This is a genomic window from Pseudomonas faucium, assembly GCF_021602585.1.
In the GTDB taxonomy this organism is placed as follows: domain Bacteria; phylum Pseudomonadota; class Gammaproteobacteria; order Pseudomonadales; family Pseudomonadaceae; genus Aquipseudomonas; species Aquipseudomonas faucium.
The window spans coordinates 1-23,231 of the sequence record NZ_BQIP01000040.1 but is presented as its reverse complement, the minus strand read 5'-3'; the positions used below and the strand labels follow the sequence as shown (position 1 = coordinate 23,231).

At 65.4% G+C, this 23,231-nt stretch carries 24 protein-coding genes; 11 read left to right on the top strand and 13 right to left on the bottom strand.

What is annotated here, in order from left to right; all coding sequences use genetic code 11:
- The 3 genes from L6D75_RS26425 to L6D75_RS26415 form a co-directional block, all read left to right on the top strand.
- A partial coding sequence (locus L6D75_RS26425) for a universal stress protein (RefSeq protein ID WP_176518329.1) occupies positions 1 to 394 on the top strand: 394 nt, incomplete at its 5' end.
- 93 nt (positions 395 to 487) lie between these two features.
- Complete coding sequence (locus L6D75_RS26420; RefSeq protein ID WP_236193930.1) at positions 488 to 814, top strand: type II toxin-antitoxin system PrlF family antitoxin; 327 nt, start codon at positions 488 to 490, stop codon at positions 812 to 814.
- Positions 811 to 1,281: a type II toxin-antitoxin system YhaV family toxin gene (locus L6D75_RS26415; protein WP_176517724.1), complete on the top strand. Its 471-nt coding sequence runs from the start codon at positions 811 to 813 to the stop codon at positions 1,279 to 1,281. The genes L6D75_RS26420 and L6D75_RS26415 overlap by 4 nt, the downstream gene beginning before the upstream one ends.
- A 52-nt stretch (positions 1,282 to 1,333) precedes the next feature.
- Here the strand turns inward: L6D75_RS26415 and L6D75_RS26410 are convergent, their stop codons facing one another.
- The 4 genes from L6D75_RS26410 to L6D75_RS26395 are packed head-to-tail and all read right to left on the bottom strand — an operon-like array spanning position 1,334 to position 6,110.
- Positions 1,334 to 2,194: an efflux RND transporter periplasmic adaptor subunit gene (locus L6D75_RS26410; protein ID WP_176517723.1), complete on the bottom strand. Its 861-nt coding sequence runs from the start codon at positions 2,192 to 2,194 to the stop codon at positions 1,334 to 1,336.
- A gap of 10 nt (positions 2,195 to 2,204) precedes the next feature.
- Complete coding sequence (locus L6D75_RS26405; RefSeq protein ID WP_008097766.1) at positions 2,205 to 2,405, bottom strand: DUF1656 domain-containing protein; 201 nt, start codon at positions 2,403 to 2,405, stop codon at positions 2,205 to 2,207.
- A 1-nt stretch (position 2,406) separates the two neighbouring features.
- Positions 2,407 to 4,584: an FUSC family protein gene (locus L6D75_RS26400; protein ID WP_176517722.1), complete on the bottom strand. Its 2,178-nt coding sequence runs from the start codon at positions 4,582 to 4,584 to the stop codon at positions 2,407 to 2,409.
- Positions 4,581 to 6,110 carry an efflux transporter outer membrane subunit gene (locus tag L6D75_RS26395; RefSeq protein WP_176517721.1) on the bottom strand — a complete coding sequence of 510 codons (1,530 nt, stop codon included), beginning with the start codon at positions 6,108 to 6,110 and terminating at the stop codon, positions 4,581 to 4,583. Before L6D75_RS26395 ends, L6D75_RS26400 begins: the two co-directional genes overlap by 4 nt.
- Positions 6,111 to 6,300: 190 nt before the next feature.
- On the opposite strand from L6D75_RS26395, the gene L6D75_RS26390 reads away from it, so the two are divergent.
- A complete protein-coding gene (locus L6D75_RS26390; RefSeq protein ID WP_176517720.1) occupies positions 6,301 to 7,248 on the top strand; it encodes a LysR family transcriptional regulator in 948 nt (315 codons plus the stop codon).
- An 83-nt stretch (positions 7,249 to 7,331) separates the two neighbouring features.
- Positions 7,332 to 8,306 carry a 2-hydroxyacid dehydrogenase gene (locus L6D75_RS26385; protein ID WP_176517719.1) on the top strand — a complete coding sequence of 325 codons (975 nt, stop codon included), beginning with the start codon at positions 7,332 to 7,334 and terminating at the stop codon, positions 8,304 to 8,306.
- Between the two features lie 116 nt (positions 8,307 to 8,422).
- Here the strand turns inward: L6D75_RS26385 and L6D75_RS26380 are convergent, their stop codons facing one another.
- Positions 8,423 to 9,325, bottom strand: a complete 903-nt coding sequence (locus L6D75_RS26380; protein ID WP_176517718.1) for a DMT family transporter — start codon at positions 9,323 to 9,325, stop codon at positions 8,423 to 8,425.
- Between the two features lie 235 nt (positions 9,326 to 9,560).
- On the opposite strand from L6D75_RS26380, the gene L6D75_RS26375 reads away from it, so the two are divergent.
- Entirely contained in the window at positions 9,561 to 10,451 is an 891-nt protein-coding gene (locus tag L6D75_RS26375) for a helix-turn-helix domain-containing protein (RefSeq protein WP_176517717.1), read from the top strand.
- Between the two features lie 127 nt (positions 10,452 to 10,578).
- Positions 10,579 to 11,052, top strand: a complete 474-nt coding sequence (locus L6D75_RS26370; RefSeq protein WP_176517716.1) for a hypothetical protein — start codon at positions 10,579 to 10,581, stop codon at positions 11,050 to 11,052.
- Positions 11,053 to 11,121: 69 nt separating this feature from the next.
- Here L6D75_RS26370 and L6D75_RS26365 read toward each other — a convergent pair whose 3' ends face one another.
- The 6 genes from L6D75_RS26365 to L6D75_RS26340 all read right to left on the bottom strand — a co-directional run bounded on the left by L6D75_RS26365 (position 11,122) and on the right by L6D75_RS26340 (position 17,358).
- On the bottom strand, positions 11,122 to 13,512 hold the full coding sequence (locus L6D75_RS26365; protein ID WP_176517715.1) for a TonB-dependent siderophore receptor: 2,391 nt from the start codon (positions 13,510 to 13,512) through the stop codon (positions 11,122 to 11,124).
- Between the two features lie 134 nt (positions 13,513 to 13,646).
- On the bottom strand, positions 13,647 to 14,603 hold the full coding sequence (locus tag L6D75_RS26360; protein ID WP_176517714.1) for a FecR family protein: 957 nt from the start codon (positions 14,601 to 14,603) through the stop codon (positions 13,647 to 13,649).
- The gene (locus L6D75_RS26355) at positions 14,600 to 15,100 is read right to left on the bottom strand and encodes an RNA polymerase sigma factor (protein ID WP_236193933.1); all 501 of its coding nucleotides are present in this window, start codon (positions 15,098 to 15,100) and stop codon (positions 14,600 to 14,602) included. The genes L6D75_RS26360 and L6D75_RS26355 overlap by 4 nt, the downstream gene beginning before the upstream one ends.
- A 55-nt stretch (positions 15,101 to 15,155) precedes the next feature.
- A complete protein-coding gene (locus L6D75_RS26350) occupies positions 15,156 to 15,482 on the bottom strand; it encodes a DUF3325 domain-containing protein (protein ID WP_176517712.1) in 327 nt (108 codons plus the stop codon).
- A complete protein-coding gene (locus tag L6D75_RS26345) occupies positions 15,476 to 17,056 on the bottom strand; it encodes a PepSY-associated TM helix domain-containing protein (RefSeq protein ID WP_176517711.1) in 1,581 nt (526 codons plus the stop codon). The genes L6D75_RS26350 and L6D75_RS26345 overlap by 7 nt, the downstream gene beginning before the upstream one ends.
- Entirely contained in the window at positions 17,053 to 17,358 is a 306-nt protein-coding gene (locus tag L6D75_RS26340; protein ID WP_176517710.1) for a DUF3649 domain-containing protein, read from the bottom strand. The genes L6D75_RS26345 and L6D75_RS26340 overlap by 4 nt, the downstream gene beginning before the upstream one ends.
- 171 nt (positions 17,359 to 17,529) lie before the next feature.
- Between L6D75_RS26340 and L6D75_RS26335 the strand changes: the two genes are divergently transcribed.
- From L6D75_RS26335 to L6D75_RS26320, 4 genes are all read left to right on the top strand, one after another.
- The gene (locus L6D75_RS26335) at positions 17,530 to 18,024 is read left to right on the top strand and encodes a sigma-70 family RNA polymerase sigma factor (protein WP_176517709.1); all 495 of its coding nucleotides are present in this window, start codon (positions 17,530 to 17,532) and stop codon (positions 18,022 to 18,024) included.
- Positions 18,021 to 18,947 carry a FecR domain-containing protein gene (locus L6D75_RS26330; RefSeq protein ID WP_176517708.1) on the top strand — a complete coding sequence of 309 codons (927 nt, stop codon included), beginning with the start codon at positions 18,021 to 18,023 and terminating at the stop codon, positions 18,945 to 18,947. The genes L6D75_RS26335 and L6D75_RS26330 overlap by 4 nt, the downstream gene beginning before the upstream one ends.
- An 81-nt stretch (positions 18,948 to 19,028) precedes the next feature.
- Positions 19,029 to 21,353: a TonB-dependent Fe(3+) dicitrate receptor FecA gene (gene fecA, locus L6D75_RS26325; protein WP_176517707.1), complete on the top strand. Its 2,325-nt coding sequence runs from the start codon at positions 19,029 to 19,031 to the stop codon at positions 21,351 to 21,353.
- A 417-nt stretch (positions 21,354 to 21,770) separates the two neighbouring features.
- The gene (locus L6D75_RS26320; protein ID WP_176518352.1) at positions 21,771 to 22,118 is read left to right on the top strand and encodes an HPF/RaiA family ribosome-associated protein; all 348 of its coding nucleotides are present in this window, start codon (positions 21,771 to 21,773) and stop codon (positions 22,116 to 22,118) included.
- A gap of 60 nt (positions 22,119 to 22,178) precedes the next feature.
- On the opposite strand, the gene L6D75_RS26315 is transcribed toward L6D75_RS26320, so the two are convergent.
- Positions 22,179 to 22,589: a response regulator gene (locus L6D75_RS26315; protein ID WP_236193928.1), complete on the bottom strand. Its 411-nt coding sequence runs from the start codon at positions 22,587 to 22,589 to the stop codon at positions 22,179 to 22,181.
- A gap of 55 nt (positions 22,590 to 22,644) precedes the next feature.
- Positions 22,645 to 22,815 carry a Flp family type IVb pilin gene (locus L6D75_RS26310; protein ID WP_176518351.1) on the bottom strand — a complete coding sequence of 57 codons (171 nt, stop codon included), beginning with the start codon at positions 22,813 to 22,815 and terminating at the stop codon, positions 22,645 to 22,647.
- Between the last annotated feature and the right edge of the window lie 416 nt (positions 22,816 to 23,231).

The following is a 23,231-nucleotide window of genomic DNA, read 5'->3' as shown; positions in this document are numbered from 1 at the left end:
GCTCGCCCTCGCCCGCCGCTACTGCCGCCCAAGCGACCACGAACTGCACGTGCTGCTGGCCATCGACTCCACCTTCGCCGTGCACGACAAACCCGCGCCCTACACCCCCGAGGAGCTGGAGGAATACCCCGCTGCCTGCGAAGAACAGCACCTGGGCGAACGCGCCGTGGCCGAGGCGGTCGCCGCGCTGCAGCAGGCCGGGTTCGCCAGCCAGGGCTGCATGGTCGCCGGGCAGCCGGTCGAGGTGATCGTCAGCAAGGCACAGGAACTGGACTGCGAGCTGATCATCATGGGCCACCGGCATCTGTCGCGGCTGGGGCGTTTGCTGGACCCTTCGATCAGCGCGAAGGTGATCGATCGGGTTCAGGTGCCGGTGCTGGTGGGGGTGGCATAAGCCATTCATCCGCTCGGCCGGGCCTCTGCATTGACCAGGCAATGCACTCGCATTACCTTTGCAACCACCGCTGCAATGCAAAGGAACCAGGCCATGGCTGCTACCTTCGACGTTGAATCCACATTGACCGATCGCTACCAGACAACCGTTCCCGAGACGGTGCGACGCGCCCTGGGCTTGAAAAAACGCGACAAGATCCATTACTCGATCCAACCCGACGGGGGGGTGATACTCACCCGCGCTGAAGCAACCGAAGACGATCCGGTGCTGGGCCAGTTCCTGAACTTTCTGGCCCACGACATCGCTACCAATCCGCAACGTCTGCAGGTTGTCGATGCGCAACTCATCGCTCGCCTCGATAGCCTCGTGGGCGACGCTGAAATCGATCTGGATCAACCTCTGTCGGCGGACGATGAATGAGTGATGCGAGGAAGCCTTCAACGATTCATGGATGGACGGTATTTGCCCACCCGCTGTTTCTAGCCAACCTGGACGCGCTCCAGAGGCAAGTCGAGGCTCAGCGCCAGAAAGACCCTGCCGGGTACACGAAAAAGAACGCGTACAAACGACTGGCAGCCATCAGCCGGCTGGCCTTTGACGTCATTCCACAAGACCCGACCAAAGCAGAGTACCGCCAAGGTGCAACACTGGGCGCAGACCACAAGCACTGGTTCCGGGCAAAGTTCTTTCAACAGTACCGGCTGTTCTTTCGCTACCACACCCCCAGCAGGATCATCGTGCTGGCCTGGGTGAACGACGACACCTGCAAGCGGGCCTATGAAAGCAGTGACGATGCTTACAAGGTCTTCCAGAAGATGTTGCTCAGCGGCCACCCTCCTGACGATTGGGATCAATTGCTGCAGGAGGCTGGCGCTGGATGTGACTGATCGTGCACCGCGGGCCTCTTCGCCAGCAACGCGAAGAGGCCGCTGAAAAGGGTCACCCCTCGCTCGGCTTCACCACCACCGTACAGGTCGTCCCCGCTGCCAGCAGATACCCCTGCGGCACTTCATCGATATGAATCCGTACCGGCACCCGCTGGGCCAGGCGCACCCAGTTGAAGGTCGGGTTGACGTCGGCGATCAGCTCGCGGCTCTGCGGGTTGTCGCGGTCGTAGATGCCACGGGCGATGCTCTCCACATGGCCCTTGATGCGCTCGCCGCTCATCATCTGCAGCTCGGCCGTGTCGCCGACCTTCACGTGCGGCAGCTTGGTTTCCTCGAAGAAGCCGTACACCCAGAACGAGTTCTCGTCGACCACCGCCATCACCGCCTCGCCGGTGCGCGCGTAGTCGCCCTTGTGGATGTTCAGATTGGTCACGTAGCCATCGACGGTGGCGACGATGTGCGTGCGCTTGAGGTTGAGCTCGGCCGCCGCCAGCTCGGCCTGGGCCTGCTGGTAATCGGCCAGGGCGGAGTTGGCGATGTTGCTGGCGTCGTCGCGGTTTTCCTTGGAGATCACCAGGTTGTCCATGTCGGCGCGGCGCTTGGCGTTGACCTTGCGCATCTCCCAGGTGGCCTTGCGCGAGGCGACCATGGCCTTGGCCTGGTCGACCGCCAGCTGGTAATGCTCGGGGTCGATCTGGATCAGCAGGTCACCCTTCTTCACCCGCTGGTTGTCCTTGACCGGCACGTCCACCACATAGCCCGGCACGTCGGCGGCGACGTTGATGATGTCGGCACGCACACGGCCGTCGCGGGTCCAGGGCGTGGTCATGTAGTGCAGCCACAACTGGCGGCCGATCACCACGGCAGCGGTCAGCACCAGCAAGGTGGCGATCAGGCTGAAAAACTTTTTCATCGAAGGATTCTCACCAGTAGAGCGACAGCGCCAGGGCGCCGAACAGGCAGACGAACAGGGACAGGCGCAACAGCGCCGGGTGCCAGAAGAAGCGGTAGCCATCGTGGCTGGCAATGAACCGGTCCAGGCCCCAGGCCAGGCCCAGGGCGAACAGGAACATCAAGGTCATGGTGGGCATGTACACGCCATGGAAGGCGATTTCACGGGGCATTTCACGGAGCATCGTGCAGTCCTTTCGCCGGTGCCAGCGGCGACTGTGGGTCGAGCAGGGAAGAACGGATGAAGTGCAGGTAGCTCTGCGCACGGCGCAGCACCGAGGTGTCGAAGTGCCGGGCGAATGGCTCGTCGGTGGCCTGCACGCGGCTGATGGCGTGGTCCACCGCCACCAGGGCGCGTTCGTGGTTGCTGGCGCTGGGCTGCAGGAACAGCCGCGCCAGGGCGCGGCCCATGACCCGGATCGCCTGGCGCCACGGCTGCGACTCGGCATAGGCCGGGTGCACCGGGGCACGGGCCTGTTCCTTGCGCAACTCGATGATGGCGTGGCCGACCTCCAGCACCGTGAACATCCAGCCCATCAGCTCGCTCTGCACCTTGGGCTTGCCGGCCGCCAGGCCATAGGCCTGGTGCAGGAGGTCGCGGGTGCGGCTCTCGAAGGCCGAGCCCAGGCCGCGCAGGCGCCCGCTGATGGCGAACAGCACCTGCTCGCGCAGCTCCTGCTCCAGGCGGCACCACAGCCAGCGGCTGTTGGGCGGCAGGATGATCGCCCCGGCCGCGGCGCAGACGAACATGCCGATGACCATGCCGATGTAGTCGTTGATGAAGGTGTAGGGGTCGTACACGGTCAGGTTGTTGGGCACCGAGCCGATCGCGAAGAACACCAGCAAGCCGATGCCGTAACCCGCGTAGGCCGGCCGTGAGGACAGGAACGCGCCAAGCACGAACACCGGCGCCAGGACCATGCACAGCAGTGGGAAGCCATCGATCCAGGGGAACACGAAGAAGGTTTCGAAGAACCCGATGAAGGCGCCGATGGCCGTGCCGCAGGCCATCTGGAACGACATGCGCTTGGGGTTCGGCGAGGCCGCCGAAAGGCCCACGGTGACGGTGGCGATCAGGGTCATCATGGCCCCGCTGGGCCAGTCGCTGAGCAGCCAGTAGCTGCCCAGCAGCAACAGCACCGCCCCCGCCCGCACCCCGGCAGCCAGCGACACCAGCCAGCTGGTCTGCGCGACATAGGGTTCGTCCCACTGCTCGCGCTCGTGCTTGTGCGCAGCCAGCGAGGCGTGGGTTTCGGCGTAGCTGAACATCTCGTCGACGAAGCGGTAGAGCAGCTCGAAGGCGGTGTGGAAGTCGAGCAGGTCCGACTCGCTGGGGTTGGTCTGCAGGTACTCGTTGCGCAGGCCGCGCACCTGGGCCTGCAGGCCCTCCTTGTAGGCGGCCAGCTCCAGCGTCAGGCGCAGCGCGTCGGCGTCGGTCAGGGCCCGGCCCACGTAGGGCTGCAGCAGCTCGACCAAGGTATCGAGGCCCGGCTCGATGGCGCTGACGATCTGCAGCGGGCCGCGGGCGCGCAGGCGCTCGAGCAGCCGGTGCAGGGCGTTGAAGCGCGTGGTGATGGCCATGAACTCGCTGTTCATGCGCACCAGCCGGCCCGAGCGCCTGCGCATGTGCGGGTCTTCGAAGGCGGTGACATTGCGCAGGCTCTCAAGGCCCACCGCCTCGGCGACGAAGCGCACGTTGCTGGTTTCGAAGCGGTCGCGCTGGCTGTCGCCGCGCAGGGCTTCGACCACCACCCCGGCAAACACGCCAAAGCGTTGGTACAGGGCGTTGCGCATGGCCGCACTGGCCGATTGCGGCAGGATCGCGGCGCTGACGAAGGTCGACACCAGAATCCCCAGGGCAATCTCCAGCACCCGCCACACGGCCGCCATGAAGGCCTGGTCGGGGTGCTGCAGCACCGGCAGGCCGATCATCGCCGCGGTGTAGCCGGCCAGCACGAAGCCGTAGGCACGGAAGGTGCGGTAGCGCATGGCGCCGGCCGAGCACAGGCCCACCCACACGGCCAGGCTGGGCAAGAACAGTTCGGTGTTCTGCGGGAAGATGGCGATCAGCGCCACCATCATCGCCGAGCCGGCCAAGGTGCCCAGCACCCGGTAGAAACTCTTGGCGAAGACATGCCCGCTCTGCGGCTGCATGACGATGAACACGGTGATCATCGCCGTGCGCGGCTGCGGCAGTTCCAGGCGCATGGCCAGCCACAGGGTGATGAACGCGGCGGCCAGCACCTTGAAGATGTAGACCCAGGTCACCCCGTCGGTGCGCGCCCAGGCAAAGAAGCCCCGGCGCCACTCCAGGCTGTGCAGCCAGCGCAGGGGCAGGCTTGATGTGCTCATTCGGCGTGGCCTGCCTTGCGCTCGAAGATGGCCAGGGTGGCCGGGGTTTTCGGCGCGTCCTGGCGGTCCTGGTCCGGCACGTCCTCGCCCGCCTGCAGGCCGCCGCCCAGGGCGGTGACCAGTTCGGCGTGGGCCACCAGCCGCGCAGCCTGCACCTGCTGCTGCACCTGCTGCTGGCGGAACAGCAGGGTTTGCGCGTTGAGCACGTTGAGGTAGTCGGTCAGGCCGCGCTGGAAGGCGACCAGGGCGATGTCGTAGGTTTTTTGCGCAGCGGCCACCGACTCGGCGGCGAAGTGCGACTGCTCTTTCATCGACTCGCGGCGGATCAGCTGGTCGGAAATGTTCTTCAGCGCGCCGACCACGGTCTGGTTGTAGCGCGCCACGGCCATGTCGTAGCCCGCCGAGGCCACGCCCAGCTGCGAGCGCAGGCGGCCGCCATCGAAGATCGGCAGGCTGATGGCCGGGCCGACGTTGTAGTTGAACTTGCGCCCGGTGAGGAATTCCAGCGGGCCGCCGCCGGTGGCCATGAAGCCCAGGCTGCCGACCAGGTCGACGTTGGGGAAGAACCCGGCGTGGGCGACATCGATGCCACGCGCTTGCGCGGCCACCTGCCAGCGGCTGGCGACCACGTCGGGGCGCTGGCCGACCAGCTCGGCCGGCAGCGCCGAAGGCAGCTTCAGCGCGGCGCCGAGGGTCAGGGTCGGGCGCTGGATCTGCGCGCCGTCGCCCGGGCCCTTGCCCGCCAGCGCGGCGAGCTGGTTGCGGGTCAGGGCGATTTCTTCGTCGAGGCTGTCGAGCTGGCGGTGGGTTTCGGGCAGCGGCGCTTCGGCCTGGCTGACCTCGAAATGGGTACCGATGCCGCCCTCGAGGCGGCGCTTGGCCAGGGCCAGGATCTGCTCCTGCTGCTCGAGTTCGGCCTTGACGATGTCGCGCTGGGCAAAGTGCAGGCTCAGCTGGATGTAGGCACGCACCACGTTGTTCTGCAGTTCGAGCTGCGCCTGGCGGGCCTCGGCCACGCTCATGTGCGCCTGGTCCACGGCCTGCTCGCTGGCGTTGCGCTCGCGGCCCCAGAGGTCGAGGGCGTAGCTGAAGCCGATGGCGGCGTTGTTGTCCCAGGTGTTGGCACCGGACAGCGCGCCAGGGCCGTAGAACTGGTCTTCTGGCCAGTTGTGGCGCTTGAGGCTCGCCTGGCCGTTGACCTGGAGTTTTTCCGCCGATTCGACCACACCGGCCATGGCCTTGGCCTCCCGCACCCGCGCCGCGGCCATGGCCAGGCTCGGGCTGCCGGCAACGGCCAGGGCGAGCCAGCGATCGAGCTGGGGGTCGCCATAGGCGTGCCACCATTGCTGGTCGGGCCAATGGGCGTCGGTCGCGGCTTCACGGATGGCCGCGTCGGTGGTCAAGGTATTGGCTGGCAGCGCTTTGTCGTGCGGGGCGATGCCCCAGGTTCCGATACAGCCGCTCAAGGTAAGGCTAAGGGCACAGGCACTGAACGCTTGGAGCGTTCTGATGATGCGACGCGGCACAGCTGCGATTTCCCGAGGAAGAGGTGGAGGGCCCGGCAATTCTAGGGGGCCGTTGCACTGGCGATAAGCGCAGATTCCTGCGAATCTTTGTTACCGAAACAGCGATAATCCGGCTTTGGTCGAAGGCAACTTTTCGTTCTTTTGAAGTAACTTCGTGACACAATTTTGTCCTCTATCTTGAGAGTGACCCATGGACACCCTGCAAAACATGCGTGCTTTCAGTTGCGTAGCCCAGCTCGGCAGCTTCACCGCCGCCGCGGCGCAACTCGATACCACCACCGCGAACGTGTCGCGGGCGGTCTCCAACCTGGAAGCCCATCTGCAAACCCGGCTGCTCAACCGCACCACCCGGCGCATCGCGCTGACCGAGGCAGGCAAGCGCTACCTGATGCGCTGCGAACAGATTCTTACCTATGTGGAAGAAGCGGAAGCCGAGGCCAGCGACGCCCATGCCCGGCCTGCCGGGCAGCTGAAGGTGCACTCGATGACCGGGGTCGGCCAGCATTTCGTGGTCGATGCCATCGCCCGCTACCGCGAGTCGCACCCGGACGTCACCTTCGACCTGACCATGGCCAACCGCGTGCCCGACCTGCTCGACGAGGGCTACGACGTGTCCATCGTGCTGGCCACCGAGCTGCCGGACTCAGGCTTCGTCTCGCAGCGCCTGGGCATCACCTACAGCATCGTCTGCGCATCGCCTGAGTACGTGGCCCGGCATGGCTTTGCCAACAAGCCGCTGGACCTGCTCCAGCATGCCTGCCTGCGCATGGTCAGCCCGGTGATTCCGCTGGAGAAGTGGCTGTTCGATGGCCCCGAGGGGCAGGAGCTGGTCAACATCACCAGCTCGCCGTTCCAGGTCAACTCGGCCGATGCGATGAAAACCGCGATCCGCAGCGGCATGGGCATGGGTGTGCTGCCGATCTATTCGGCCATCGACGGGCTGCGCGATGGCAGCCTGGTGCGGGTGATGCCCGACTACCGCCTGCAGGAGCTGAACCTGTACGCCATCTACCCCTCGCGCCAGTACCTGGATGCCAAGATCAAGACCTGGGTCGAGTACCTGCGCAACTCGCTGCCGGAAATCCTCGCGGCCCATGAGGCCGACCTGAAAACCCACGAGCTGCTGATCGCCAACTGAAAAAGCTGCTGCATTGCGGTGGTGGACAATGGTAGGTTGCTAACCATCGTTGCCCCCACCCCGCCTTGCAGAGAAGTTGCCCGATGAAAAAGACCGTCCTGGCCTTCAGCCGTATCACCCCGGCCATGGCCGAGCGCCTGCAGCAAGACTTCAACGTGATCCTGCCGAACCCGAAACTCGGCGACATCAATGCCCAGTTCAACGAAGCCCTGCCCGAGGCCCACGGCCTGATCGGCGTGGGCCGCAAGCTCGGCCGCGCGCAGCTCGAAGGCGCGGCCAGGCTGGAGGTGGTGTCCAGCGTCTCGGTGGGTTACGACAACTACGACCTGGACTACTTCAACGAGCGCGGCATCGCCCTCACCAACACCCCCGACGTGCTCACCGAAAGCACCGCGGACCTTGGCTTCGCACTGATCATGGGCTGCGCCCGGCGCACCGCCGAGCTCGATGCCTGGACCAAGGCGGGCCAGTGGCAGGCCACCGTCGGCCCGGCGCACTTCGGCACCGATGTGCATGGCAAGACCCTGGGTATCGTCGGCCTGGGCAACATCGGCGCGGCCATCGCCCGCCGTGGCCGTTTTGGTTTCAACATGCAGGTGCTGTATGCCGGCAACAGCCGCAAGGCCGCGCTGGAGCAGGAACTCGGCGCGCAGTACCGAAGCCTCGAGCAGCTGCTGGCCGAAGCCGATTTCGTCTGCATCGTGGTGCCTTTGTCCGAAGCCACGCGCAAGCTGATCGGCGCGCGGGAGCTCAAACTGATGAAGCCCAGCGCCTTTTTGATCAACATTGCCCGCGGCCCGGTGGTCGACGAGGCGGCGCTGGTCGAGGCACTGCGCAACGGCACCCTTCGCGGCGCGGGCCTGGACGTGTACGAGAAGGAGCCGCTGAGCCAATCGCCGCTGTTCCAGCTACCCAATGCACTGACCTTGCCGCACATCGGCTCGGCGACGGCCGAAACCCGCGAGGCCATGGCCAACCGGGCGATGGACAACCTGCGTGCGGCGCTGCTGGGTGAGCGGCCGCGGGACCTGGTGAACCCGCAGGTGTGGAAGGGCTGACCGTTCTTTGATGGCTGTACCGGCCCTATCGCCGGCAAACCGGCTCCCACAGGTGATTGCGCTGTACCTGTGGGAGCCGGCTTGCCGGCGATAGGGCCGGTGAAGGCAAACACTCCCTACTTGGCCAGCACCACGCCCACCTTCACCGCCTCCCTGGGCTTGCGAAACACCAGCACATTCCCCGCCATCACCGTCACCAGCCCCAGCAGCGCCGGTGCCGTCCACTGGTACCCCTCGGCAAACGCCGACACATTCAACGCCACCAGCGGGAACAGCACCGTGCAATAGGCCGCCCGTTCCGGCCCCATGCGCCCGACCAGGGTCAGGTAGGCGGTGAAGCCGATCACCGAACCGGGGATCACCAGGTACATCAGCGAACCGATGTAGCGCGCATTCCACTCCATGGCGAACGGCACGCCACTGACCACGCAATAGCCGGCCAGCATCGCCGCGCCATAGACCATGCCCCAGGCATTGGTGGTCATCGGCTTGAGCCCGGCCCTCTGCTGCATGCTCGACAGCATGTTGCCGGCCGAGAAGCACAGGGTGCCGAGCAGCGCCAGGCCCAGCCCGTAAAGCGTTTCGCGGCTCGCCGTGTGGTGTGCCAGCTCCGGCCAGAACAGCAGCCCCAGGCCCAGCAGGCCCAGCGCACCGCCACCCAGGACGTTGCTGGCGATCTTCTGGCCGAAGAACACCCGGGCATTGAGCGCATTCCACAACGTGGCGGTGGAGAACACCACGGCGATCAGGCCGCTGGCGATCCACTGGCTGGCCGTGAGAAAGCACATGAAGTTGACGCAGAACAGGCATACGCCCTGGGCCAGGCAGATCAGGTGGCCACGCCGGTTCATCGGCTGCAGGCGCCGGGTGAGCAGGAGCATGGCAAACAGGATCAGCCCGGCCAGGGCGAAGCGGTAGACGATCGACACCGGGATCGCGACCACGCCCAGTTGCAGTTTCAAGGCGATCCACGTCGTGCCCCAGATCAGCACGGTCAGCAGGTACAGGGAGAGATTCATCGGTGGGGCTCCTAGGATGTTCGACCACGGGGCCGCTTTGCGGCCCATCGCTGGCAAGCCAGCTCCCACAAGCCTGTAGGAGCCGGCTTGCCGGCGATCGAGGGCGCAGCCCTCGCCAGAGCCCCCAGTCTTCCCCGGGCCTGCACTTCGCGCTTGCACATTCTTGCTGTTTTCTCGCACCGCCTGCTGCCACCCGGGCTCAGTAGCAGTACGATGGCCGTCAGAGGAATCGCCGATGACCCCACTCAGCCAGCTGCAAGTGTTCAACGCCATGCACGCCTCGCCCCACGCGCGGCTGGAGCACAGCGCGCACCTGGGCGACGGCCTGGCAGCCGCGCTGTGGAGCAACCGCGACGATGCCCGCGACTACCAGGCGCCGAGCCACCACACGCTGTCCTGCTACATCGCCGACGGCACCGGCACCCACCGCCGCCAGCGCCCTGCCGACAAGGGCGCGCCCGACAAGCTGTGCATCATGCCGGCCGGCCAGGAATCGAACTGGGTGGTCAACGGCTCGATCCGCCTGGCCCACCTGTACATCAGCGAGGCGCAGTTCGCCCTGGGCTGCGTGCGCCTGCTCGACCGCGAGCCACGGGAGGTGCAGCTGCAAGAGGCGACCTTCCTGGACGACCCGCAGCAATCCGTGCGCTTCCGCCAGCTCATCACCCTGGACTGGGACGAGCCTGCCGAACGGCTGCTGGCCAGCAGCCTGGCGCAGGAGATCGTCGATCATGCGCTGCTCGGCCAAGTGGGCCTGCGCCAGGGCCTGCGCCTGAAGGGCGGGCTGGCGCCGAACCTGCGCCGGCAACTGGTCGATTACATCGAGGCGCACCTGGACCAGCCGATCACCCTGGGTGAGCTGGCCTTGCGCTGCAACCTGTCCGAATACCACTTTGCGCGCATGTTCCGCGCAAGCTTCGGCGTGCCGCCGCACCAGTACCTGCTCGCTCGGCGGCTGCAGCTGGCGTGTCGGCTGTTGCGCCTGGGCCAATTGCCGCTAGGCCAGGTGGCGCTGCTGTGCGGGTTCGCCAGCGCAAGCCATTTCAGCAATCGCTTCCGCCAGGCCCTGGGTGCAACACCGGGGGAGTATCGCTCGGCACTTTCCAACGCGCGCAGGCAGAAATAACGCACCTCACCTGGCCATTAACACCCATTGGGTACCTGATAATTCTGTCAGTAGCACGCCCAAACGCTCCTAACTTACGCTGCCCGGACACCAATGACCGTTGCTGATGGCAACGCAGGGAGTCCGCATGAATAACAAAGCGTTCAACCCCAAGGACTTTGAAAAGAAGCCAGCCCGGCCGCTTAAACTGAATGCGTCCGACAGCTTCACTGTTGACCTGGCACACCCGGCTCTGCCTGACAAGACGTACAACGAAGGTACTCCTTGGGCCACCCCAAACGCCTCAGGAGATCACATTCAATTCGCTGCGGACCTGAACTCCCAGGAATGGATCTCGCTGAATATCCCGACGGTAAAGATTCCAACCTCCGATGGGAGCTCGAGCCTCAGAATCATCCCGCTCAACGAATACGACGGCGATAAAGAACGCGCCACGATGGCGGGATCGCTCCACAATGGCAGCCGCCTGCGCTTCTGGAGTGATTTCAATGGCGACGTGACGCTCACCCGAGTGGGCAAACAACTGACCATCCGCTATCAGGCGAGCAACAACGAAGGTTTCGAGTTTTCCAACGGTCAGTTCATTTTCAATGATGACTGAGTGACAACTGTTGGCCGCTTGCGGCGCCTTACCCGTCATAGGCGTCGCAAGAACCCTCTCCCTCTGCCGCTAGAACTCGAACGTACTGCTCAGGCTCACCTGCCGCGCATCGCCAATGGCCACGAAGTACTGGTTCACCGCCGAGCTGTAGTAGACCTTGTCGAACAGGTTCTTCACGTTCAACTGCAGGCGCACATTGTGCTCGTCCAGCTTGGTTTCGTAGCTGGCGAACGCATCGGCCACGGTATAGCTGGGCAGGTCGAAGGTGTTGGTCGAGTTGCCCGGCCGCTCGCCCACATAGCGCGCCCCGGCGCCAAAGCGCAGGCGATCGCCGCCGAACAGGCTGCCGAAGTCATACACCGCCGACAGCGAGCCGCTGTGCCTTGCCACGTTCTGCAGGCGGTTGCCCTCCAGGTCCGGGTCCTTGGTCACCTTGGCATCGGTGTAGGCATAGCTGCCGATCAGGCTCCAGCGCTCGCTGAGCTGCCCGGTCAGGTCGAGCTCGACGCCGCGTGAACTGACCTCGCCGGCATTGCTGTACAGCGTCTCGCCGGTGCCGGTGTCGAAGTTGGCGACCAGCACGTTCTGCTTGGTGATGTCGAACAGCGCCAGCGTACCGGTCAGGCTGCCCGGCATGTCCAGCTTGGCCCCCAGCTCCCACGACTTGCCCTCCTCCGGCGCGATCGAGGAATCGAGCACCAGCCCGCCGGTCAATGGCGCGATGCTGGAATTGGGCTTGAACGACTCGCTGTAGCTGCCATAGAACGACAGCTGATCGTCCACCTTGTAGACGATGCCTGCGTGCGGCACCCAGGCCTGGCCGCTGCTGTCGGTGTTGGCCTTGAACGGGCGGCCGCGGCCGGCGTACTGGTCGTATTGCTGGTAGCGCGCGCCGGCCACGACGATCCAGTGCTCGTCCAGGTGCAGGGCGTCCTGCACGAACAGCGCGTCGGTGCGCAGCTTGTCGGTCTGGTCGCTGTCGCTGGCGCGTACCGTGCTGCCTTCCACTTCCTGGCCGTAGATCGGCTGCTGGTAGCTGAAGGTCGAGCGCGCCGTCTGGCGGATCAGGTCGCCGCGAAAGATCTTGCGGTCTTCGTGGTCGACGCCGAACAGCAGGTCGTGCTGCATGCCGGCCAGTTGCACGTTGCCATTGAGGCTCAAAGTGGCGAACTGGTCGCGGCTCATGGCGTTGTGGGTGCCGTCGATGCTGCGCGTGAGCGTGCCCTTGGCCTCGTTCACGCCGGTGACGCGGACCTGGCTGGCATCGTAGGTTTCGCGGTTGAAGCTGTAGCCAAAATGCAGCTTCCAGTCATCGGCGAGCTGGTGGTCGAGCTCCAGGCGGTAGAGGTCGGAGCGCCCTTCCATGTCGTTGAAAGGCTCGTCCAGGCGCCGGGTCGCCGGGATGTCCAGCGGGTGGCCGTTGCTGCCGAAGGCGGTGCCGCGGTCGAACGGGTAGAGGAATTCGCGGTGTTCGTAGGCCAGCACCACCTGGGTGTCCTCGCCGAGCCAGGCCAGCGAGGGTGCCACCAGCGACTCGCGGTGCACGCCGAAATCGCGCCAGTAGTCTTCGTCTTCGTGGTCGACGATCAAGCGGTAGGCCAGCGGGCTGTCGCCCAGCGCGCCGGTGCTGTCGAAGCCGCCGCCACTGCCGTTCTTGCCGCTGCCGTAGGTGGAGCCGCGCAGGGTGAGGGCGTTGTACTGCTGCAGTTGCGGGCGCTTGCTGACCACGTTGATCACCCCGCCCGGGTCCTGGATGCCATACAGCAGCGAGGCCGGGCCCTTGAGCACCTCGACCCGCTCGGTGCTGGCGTTGAGGCTGCGGCCCTGCACGATCGGCATGCCGTCGCGCATGATCGAGCCGTCGCGGTTGTCGCCGAAGCCGCGCTTCATGACGGTGTCCGACGTGCCGCCGAAGTTGTTGCCCTGGGTGATGCCGCTGACGTTGTACAACGCGTCGTCCAGGTTGCGCGGCGCCTGGTCGCGGATGACCTGGGCCGGCACCACGTTGATGGCCTGGGGGATGTCCTGGTTCGGGCCCTGGCCGCGCATGATCGACGCGCTGGCCGGGGGCTGGTAGCTGTAGCTGTCCATCTGCGAGGTCACCGTGGTGGCTTGCAGGTTGAGGGCGCCGGAGGTGTCTACAGGTTCCAGGGTCAGGGTGCGCGCATCGACCCGGCGCCAGGTCAGGCCGGCGTTGCCCAGCAGTTGCTGCAGGGCCTGCTCGGCGCTGAACGAGCCCTGCAGGGCGGGCGCCTGCACGGCTGGCAGTTCGAGGGTGTAGACCACGCTCTGGCCACTGCTGCGACTGAAGGCGTTGAGTGCCTGGGCCAGGGGTTGGCTGGGCTGGGCGAAGGCATACACCTGCACCTGTTCGGCGGCCAGCGCCTGGGGGGCGATGAGCATGGCCGGGCAGACGGAAAGACCGAGCCAGAAAGGGACGCAACGCGAGGAGAACTTCATGGACGCTGACCTGTGAGAGGGTTATTACTGCGAATGAATCGCACTTCCACTCATTACACGGATGTCACGTCCTGTTACCTCACCCGCCTTCTGAAATTTTTTTGTCGGTGCCGGCGATGAGGCCGGTACAGCCATTACTTGATGATGGTCAACCGCCCCAATACGGTCTGGCGCGAAAAGCCCACCACCTTGCCCAGCGAGTCCAGCGCCAACAGGGGCTCCTGCACCGGGAAGCTGCCGCTGACTTTGCGCTGCCCCAGCTCGCCATCGAGCAGCACGATCCGCCCTGGGTAGTAGCGCCCCAGGTCCTCGACCACCTGCGCCAGCGGCACCTGGTAGTAATTCAGCCAGCCCTGGCGCCAGGCCAGCCGACTGTCGCTGTCCACCGCCTGCACCGCACCTGCGCGGCCATCGGCATAGCCCAGTTGCTGATTGGCCGTCAGCTCACTGGGCGCTTGGCCCTGCGCCGCAGCCACGGCCACGCGCCCGCTGCGCACCGTCACTTGCGCCCCCGCGCCGTGGTCGCGCACTTCGAACTGGGTACCCAGCACGCGCACTTCACCGCCCGCAGCTTCCACCACGAACGGCTCGCCGGTATGTGTGACCTGGAAGAACGCAGCGCCGTGCAACAGCCGCACGCGGCGCTCGCCCTGCTGGAAATCGACCGCGATGGCGCTGCCGGCGTCCAGGGTCACTTCCGACTGGTCCGCCAGCACCACCTGGCGCACCGCCTCGCCGCTGCGATAATCGGCTCGCAAATCCTGCAGCCAATGCCCAGGGTGCCAGCCGCCCGCCACGCCTACCGCCAGTGCCAGGCAGGCGGCCGTGGCCAGAGCCCGCAGCCAGGGCTTGCGCGCCGGCGGCCTGGCCATGGCAGCCAGATACTGCTGCAAACCCGCCTGTTCTTCTTCAGCCAGGCGCGCCGCCGGCGCGGCGCTGAGCTGCCACGCAGCCTGGGCCTGGTCATAGGCCTGGCGATGCTGCGGGTCGGCCAGCAGCCAGCGCTTGAAGGCCGCGCTGTGGGCAACCTCGGGCTGGTCGATGATCCGGCTCAGCCAGTGCTCAGCGGTGATCGGGTGTGGGTGGCTCATCGACGGGCGCTCCCTGGCCGGCGCGTGGAAACAGCGGGCTCGGCAACACTCGCCTTGCACGCTTCGAGGGCGCGCATCATATGCTTTTCCACAGCGCTCTGGGACAGCTGCATGGCCTTGGCGATCTCGCCGTACTTGCAGCCGTGCACGCGGTTGAGCAGAAAGATCTGCCGGGTGCGTTCAGGCAAGGCGCGCAGCGCGGCCTCGATGCGCTGCAGGTCATGGTCGATTTCCAGGGCCTGCTCCGGCGCCGGCCCTGCGGCGTCCTGGTCGAGCAAAATCGCGGCCTCGGCCACCCGCTCGCGGCTGTTTTCGCTGCGCAGGTGGTCGATGGCCAGGTTGCCGGCGCAGCGCAGCAGGTAGGTGTCGAGGGCCTCGACCTTGACCTGCGGGCGCCGCCAGAAGCGCAGGAACAACTCCTGCACCAGGTCCGAGGCCGTGGCGCGGCAGCCGACCCGGCGGCTGACCAGCGCCTCCATGCGCGCACGCTGGGCCATGAACACCTGGACGAAGCGCGCGCGGGAGCCGTCGCTGTCGTGTTCGATCAAGGCATCACCCTGGCAGCACCGCCAGCAACGGCCCCAGCACCAGGCTGGCAGCGGCCAGGCCCAGCAGCAGACGCGGCTGATAGGGCAAGCCGAACACCCACAGGGTGACGCCGGCCATCAGCACCGCCAGCCACTCCACCAGGCCATAGGCCCAGCCACGCAGGTGCACGGCCAGCATCAGCGACAGCGCCAGCAACAGCCACCCCAGGCCACGCAACAGGCGCAACTGGCCGGGGCCAGGCTTGCGCCCGAGCAGCTCGTTGAAGTGCTTGTCCATGGCCAGGCACAGGGCGGCGAAGCCGGCAAAACCGATCAAGGCAACGCTCAGCATCCGTTCACCTCGGCCGAATCAATCGCCGCCTTGGCTGCGCGCGGGGCGCGTTTGCCCGCAGGCTTTGCCGGGCGCAGCATCTTGCCGGCCGCCCAGGCCAGGAACAGCCCGCTGCCCAGCGCAGTCAGGTCGAACCCGGCCATGGCCCAGTCGCCCTCGGCCAGTGAATGGTTCAAGCCCTGCCCGGTGACCAGGCCGTTGAGCAGCGGCAGCAAGGCGAAGGCCACGGCCCCCAGGGCCAGTTGCTCGCCCCAGGCTTTGCGCCCCGGGCGCAGCACGGCATGCACCAGCGCCAGCAGCCAGGCCAGGAAGAAGCTGTTGACCTCCCAGTCGGCGCGCTCGGGCAAGGCCACCGGCAGCAGCCGGTTGGCCCAGAAGAAGGCGGCCACGGCCAGCAGCAGGCCGCTCATGCTGGCGATGTTCAGTACTTCGACCAAACGTAGCTCGCCGGGCATGCGCTCACTCTTGGCATGCTTGAGCTGACGCTTGCCCAGCCACATCACCAGGCCGGTGCCGATCACCGCCGTGCCGGCGATGCCGAAGACGAAATACAGCCAGCGCAACCAGGGCCCGGCGTAGTTGCCCATGTGCAGGCCGACGAAGGTGAACGAGGTCATCATCGCTGCGCTTTCCGGGGCGCCCTGGCTCAGCAGCTCGCCGCTGGCGCCGTCGAACATCCAGTTGGCGCTGCGCTTGTAGGCGATGCTGTCGGCCGAAGCCTGGGTGAAGCTGACCCGCGCATTGCGATCGCCCGGGTTGTAGACCTGGATGTAGCCCATGCCCGCGCCGGGCACCTGCGCCTGCACCTTGGCGTAAAGCGCCGCCAGTGGCACCAGGGGCGCGGCGGCGTTGGCCACCTTCGGCACCTCTTCGCGGCCGAACAGGTCGTTGAAATAGCCATTGGTGTTGCCGCCATAGCTGGCCATGATGCTGGCCGGCATGACCATGTACATGAAGATCACCAGGCTGCTGTAGCTGATCATCAGGTGGAACGGCAGCACCAGCACGCCAATCGCGTTGTGCCCATCCAGCCACGAACGCTGGCTCTTGCCGGGGCGGAAGGTGAAGAACTCCTTGAAGATCTTCTTGTGGGTGATGATGCCGGTGACCAGGCCAAGCAGCATGATGAACGCACAGAAGGTCGCCAGCCAGCGGCCCCAGGGGTGCGGCATCTGCAGCTGGAAATGGAAGCGGTAGAAGAACTCGCCACCGCGGCTGTCACGCGCCTCGACCGGCTGCCCGGTGTGGGCATCGAGCTGCTTGCTGACGCCGCCACGGCGCCCAGCGCCGGGCTCGCGCCAGCTCACGCTCAGCGCCGCCTCGCGGGCACTGGGCAGGCGGATCATCCAGCTTTCGGCATGCCCGGCATTGGCCTGCAGGTAGCGCTGGGCCAAGCCCAGGCTGGCCACTGGGTCGAGGGCATGGGGGCGGATTTCAGGCTGCGTCCAGTGGCTGATTTCATCCTTGAAGTACGACAGCGTCCCGGTGAGGAAGATGGCGAACAGCAGCCAGCCGAAGATCAGGCCAGCCCAGGTGTGCAGCCAGGCCATCGCCTGGCGGAAGCCTTCCTTCATGGGGTTTTCATCCAGTACGCGAGCCCATTGAGCGCCCCCAGCAGCAGGCTTGGCAGCAGCACGCCAAGCCAGGCCCGCGCTGCGCTGCGGCAGGCGAAGCAGTAGATGAAGGCCAACAGGTAGAAAACGAACGACAGCATCATCCCGGTCATGGCCGCGTCTACCCGTGCCATCGGCGACAGCAGGCTGATGCAGACACTGGCCATGGATGCCAGCAGGTAACCGCCCAGCAGCGCGGCCAGGCAGCGAGAGGTCACGGCCAGGCGGTAGCTGAGGGGAAGCCCGGCGGCAGTGCGCTTCATGGCGAAAGGTCCGGAAAAATGCGGGGCTGCAATAATAATGATTTGGATTCTCATAAGCAAAGCCTGCCCGTCGGTCTTTCGCGGGCAAGGATTGCCGAGCACAACGCGCCTCACTACAATGCGAACAATTCTTACTACCAGTTGCGCTATCCAGGCGCCGGAGTCTGCACGGTGCCCAGCGCCCTCTCTTCCACGGTCGAAGGCCTCTACCACGCCCATCACAACTGGCTGACCGGCTGGCTGCGCCGTCGCCTGGGCTGCCCGCACAGCGCCGCGGACCTGGCCCAGGACACCTATGTGCGCCTGCTGCAAGCGCGTGAAGCGCCGCAACTGATCGAGCCCCGCGCCTTCCTCGCCACCGTGGCCAAGCGCGTGCTGTGCAACCACTTGCGCCGCCAGGAACTGGAGCGCGCCTACCTCGAGGCGCTGGCCCAGGTACCGGAGCACGTGGCGCCGAGTGAAGAGCAGAAGGCGATCATCTTCGAGACCTTGCTCGAGCTCGACCGCTTGCTCGATGGCTTGGCGCCGCTGGTCAAGCGCGCGTTCCTGCTGGCCCAGGTCGATGGCATGGGCCAGAGCGAAATCGCCCGCGAGCTGGGCATTTCCCTGGCCACGGTCAAGCGCTACCTGAACAAGGCGGCCTTGCGCTGCTATTTCGCCCTGTGAACATGGCGTTTTCCGCACAGGTGGCCGAACAGGCCGTGCACTGGCTAATCGAGTCCCAGGGCGATGACTTCGACCCGGCCCAGCAGCAGGCATTGCAGCGCTGGTTGCAGGCCGACCATGAACACCAGCGGGCCTGGGCGCATATCCAGCAGGTCAACCAGCGCCTGCGCGGGGTTGCCTCGCCAGTGGTGCATGCCACCCTGCAGGCCCCTGCGTCCCCTGCCCGGCGCCGTGCACTCAAGGCCTTGCTGCTGCTCGGCGTGGCCAGCGCCACGGGCCTTGGCCTGCAGTCGCACAACCCATTGCCTGGCCTGATGGCCGACTACCGCAGCCCGCTCGGGCAGCGCCGGCGAATGCAGCTGGACGATGGCAGCGTGCTGCAACTCAACACCCGCAGCGCCGCCGATGTGCGCTTCGATGGCCAGCAGCGCCGGGTGCGGCTGCGCGAGGGCGAACTGGCCCTGGATGTGCTCGATGACCCACGGCCGCTGGTGCTGCGCACCGACCAGGGCGCCCTGCAGCTGGACAGCGGGCGCTACAACGTGCGCGAGTTCGAGGGTTTCAGCCTGGTTTCGGTGTTCAGTGGCAAGGCCAGTGTCGCCGGCCAGGCGCTGCTGGCCGGGCAACGTGCCCGCTTCACCCCGCGCGGCTGGCAGGCGATCGCGCCGGTGGATCGCAACAGTGGTGCCTGGGTCGACGGCATGCTGGTGGCTTCGCAGATGCGCCTGGGGGACTTCCTCGCCGAGCTTGGCCGCTATCGCCAGGGGCAACTGGGGTGCAGCGAGTCGATCGCGGACCTGCGGGTGTCCGGCTCCTACCCGCTGGATGACAGCGAGCGGATCTTGCAGATGCTGGAAGTGGCGTTGCCGGTGCGGGTGCGGCGCTTCACCCGCTACTGGGTGACCCTCGAAGCCCGGGTGTGAAATTTTTCGCAATTGGCTGAGCCAATTTTCCGACCTCGCGTGACAGAGAAGGCAGAACCCCTTCTTACAGGACCCTGCTCGATGCCCCCGCGCCCTACCCCGCTCGTCCACGCCCTGCTGCTGGCCACCAGCCTCGGCCTTGCCACCCCAGCCCTGCAGGCTGCCGAAGCACGCACCTACCACATCGGCGCAGGCTCGCTGGAGGATGCCCTGAACCAGTTCGGCCGCGAGAGCGGTGCGTTGATCTCGTTCGGCTCGCAGCTGACCCAGGGCCTGGCCAGCCAAGGCCTGGAAGGCCAGTACGAGGTCGCGCAGGGCCTGGAGGCGCTGTTGCGTGGCAGTGGCCTGCAGGCGCGGCAGGAAGCCGACAACGCCTTCAGCCTGCAGCCGGCAGGTGCGTCGGCACCCGCCGCCGTGGAGCTTGGCGCCTCGACCGTGGTCGGCGACTGGCTGGGCGAGGCCCAGCAGGACAACGTCTTCGAGCACCCCGGCGCCCGCGACGTGGTGCGCCGCGAGGCGTTCGAACGCAGCGGCGCCACCACCGCGCGCGAAGTGCTCAACCGCATCCCCGGCGTCAACGCCCCGGACAACAACGGCACCGGCAGCCATGACCTGGCGCTCAACTTCGGCATTCGCGGCCTCAACCCGCGCCTGGCCTCGCGCTCGACCGTGCTGATGGACGGCATACCGGTGCCTTTCGCGCCCTACGGCCAACCGCAGCTGTCGCTGGCGCCGATCAGCATGGGCAACATGGACGCGGTGGACGTGGTGCGCGGCGGCGGTGCCGTGCGCTATGGCCCGCAGAACGTCGGCGGCATCGTCAACTTCGTCACCCGCGCCATCCCGCAGCAGGCGACCTTCAAGGCCGCCATGCAGAACCAGGTCAGCCCGTCGTCCAGCCAGGACGGCTTGAAGAACAGCGCCAACCTGCTGGTCGGTGGCACCCACGACAACGGCCTGGGCGGCGCGCTGCTGTACTCGGGCGTGCGCGGCGGCGACTGGCGCGAGCACAGCGACACGCAGATCGACGACCTGATCCTCAAGGGCAAGCTGCAGCTCGACGAGGCCAACAGCCTGCATGCCATGGCCCAGTACTACGAAGGCGAAGCGCAGATGCCCGGGGGCCTGAGCAGCGCCGCCTTCGACGCCGACCCGTATCAGTCGACGCGCCTGAAGGACAAGTTCTGGGGCCGCCGCACGCTGTTCAACTTCGGCTACGAGCACAAGCAGGACGAGCGCCAGTTCAGCGTCAACAGCTTCTTCACCAAGACCTTGCGCAGCGGCTACCTGGACCAGGGCAACTTCGTCTCGCTGTCGCCGCGCGAGTACTGGGTACGCGGCATCGAGACCCGCTTCTCGCAAGGCTTGGCGCTGGGCGAGAGCTGGCACGAACTGGGCATCGGCTACCGCTACGTCAACGAAGCCGGCCACGAACTGCGCTACCGCGAGCCGGTCAACGGCAACCTGCCAACCACCGCCAGCCGCAACGACCGCGACACCCGCGGCAGCACCGAAGCCCATGCCATCTACCTGGATGACCGCATCGACATCGGCCGCTGGACCATCACCCCGGGCGTGCGCTACGAGATGATCGACTCCGAGCAGAGCAACAAGCTCAATGGCCAGCGCTACCAGGGCAGCTACAACACCGCGCTGCCGGCGCTGAACGTGATGTACCACCTGACCGACAGCTGGAACCTGTACGCCAACACCGAAGGCTCGTTCGGCAGCGTGCAGTACAGCCAGATGCCCAACCGTGTCAGCAGCGGCGAGGTGAAACCGGAGAAGGCGCGCACCTGGGAAGTCGGTACCCGCTACGACAACGGCGACCTGCAGGCCGAGATCGGCGCGTTCCTGATCAACTTCGACAACCAGTACGAAAGCAACCAGACCAACGACTCGGTGATCGCCCGCGGCGAAACCCGCCACCAGGGCATCGAGACCAGCGTGCGCTATGCCCTCGATGGCCTCAGCCCGGCGCTGGCAGGCTTCGACGTGCACGCCAGCTACGCCTTCGTCGACGCCAGCATCCGCGAAGACGGGCCGAACAAAGGCAACCAGGTGCCGTTCTCGTCGCGCCACAAGGGCAACCTGGGCGTGGGCTATACCCAGGGGCCGTGGCAGCTGAACCTCGATGGCAGCTTCCAGAGCAGCCAGTACGCCGACAACGCCAACACCAGCGCCGAGAGCGCCGATGGCAGCACCGGGCGCATCCCAGGCTACATGCTGGTGAGCACCCGCGCCGGGTATGACTTCGGGCCGCAGCTGTCGAACCTGAAAGTGGCGGTGGGGGTGAAGAACCTGTTCAACCGCGAGTACTACACGCGCTCGTTCGATGACAACAACAAGGGCAAGTACGTGGGTGAGCCGCGGACCTTGTACGTGCAGACTTCGGTGGAGTTCTGAGGCTGGGGTACGGTTGAGGTTTTGTGGTGTTGCGTAGATCGAGCGCCGCCCGCGCGGCGCATCGCGGATAAATCCGCTCCTACATTTGTTGCAACGTACCTATGCCTGATAGGCCATGGTTGTAAGCCTTTTTTGTACGACGCGATTTCTCGGCGGGCACCAAAGGCGGACAACCATGGCCTGACAGACCGTGGCACGTTGCAACAAATGTAGGAGCGGATTTATCCGCGATGCGCCGCGCGGGCGGCGCGCGATCTAAACCTCACCACTCACCTCACGCCTTACGATTTTTTTTTCAAAAAGGACTTGAATTCATCGCACCGTTGCCTGACCTTAGAGTCAAGAGGCGAAGAAATTCCAGGGGCCTCAAGGGCCTAGGCACGCCTCCATGCGAGCAAGCTGAATAAGGATTGAATCATGCAAATCCAGGTCAACAGCAGCAACCATATCGAAGGCAACATCCGTCTCAACGAGTGGGTCCGCAGTACGCTGGAAGCCACGCTCGAACGTTACGAGGAGGACCTCACCCGCATCGAGGTGCACCTGCGCGACGACAACGGTGCCAAACCCGGTCCGCATGACAAACGTTGCCAGATGGAGGCTCGCCCCAAAGGCCACCAACCGATTTCCGTGACTCACACCGCCACCTCGCTGGACCAGGCGGTCGACGGTGCCGCCAGCAAGCTGAACAATGCGCTGGAGCACTTCTACGGCAAACTGCGCAGCAAGCGCGGCGTGCTGGAGCTGAACGACCCCGACGCCTGATTGCAACAGCAAAAAAACGCCCGGCCAATGCCGGGCGTTTTTCGTTTCTGGGCAATCAGCTCAGTACTTGACCACCTGCAACAGCGGCTGCGGGAACAGGTTGTCCAGCGTCTGCAGCAGGCGTGCGTAATAGATGGGCTTGCGAAAGAAATCCAGCACCTGCAGGCGCAGCAGGTCACTCACATCATCGGCGCCGGCATGGCCTGACATGACGATCACCGGCAGATGCTGGCGCGCGACGTGATCGCGCATGCGCTTGATCAGGCCGATGCCGCTTTCTTCCGGCATGCGCAGGTCGGTGATCACCAAGGCAACGTCGGGGTGCAGGGTGAGCAGCTGCAGCGCCGCTTTCACCGAGCCTGCGGCCAGGCACGAATACCCTTCGTTCTCCAACAGTTCAGCCAGCTCCAGCAGGTGCTCTTCCTCATCATCCACCAATAGAATTTGCTGAAGCGAGGAAGAGTTCTGCATGTTCGGCTCCTGTTCATCCACACAGATGATGGCGACACCGGCAACGGCGCGCCGGTTACAGAATTCCCTGGATGGTGGTGAACATCGTCTTGATCTTGTCCGAGATCGGCGTGACGAAGCCCGCCAGCACCACCGCCACCATCGCCGCGATGACCGCATACTCGATACCCGACGCACCGTCTTTACGGCGCAGGAATTGTTTGCAGTGACGGACGAACTGTTTCATGACCAGCTCCTTGCGGCGTCATCGCCGGCGACAATGGCGTCAAAGTGACACCCTTTTGCCATCAAAGAATCGCCAAGCTGGGGGCAACCGCAAATATAAAAAAGCATTAGTCATTTAGTGATAATCCCTAGGGATTAATGCGGCGACTTCACTTAACCAACTGTTTTGATTGGGTTTAGCCAAAAACGCTAAAAAAACCCGCGAGCCTCATGGCGAAAGGCGATGGTTGCACTAACGTGCAATAGCGAAATAGTAACTTTTTGCCAGCATTCGTTCACTGCAGGGAGGCCAGAGATGAGCAGTCGCATGACCATGATTCTGGCTGCGCTCTTCCTGTTTGGCGCACTGCTGGCCGGGTACTGGGGCTTCATGCTGAGCCGCCCTGCAGAGCCGCCCGCGCCTGCCCCCACCCCGGC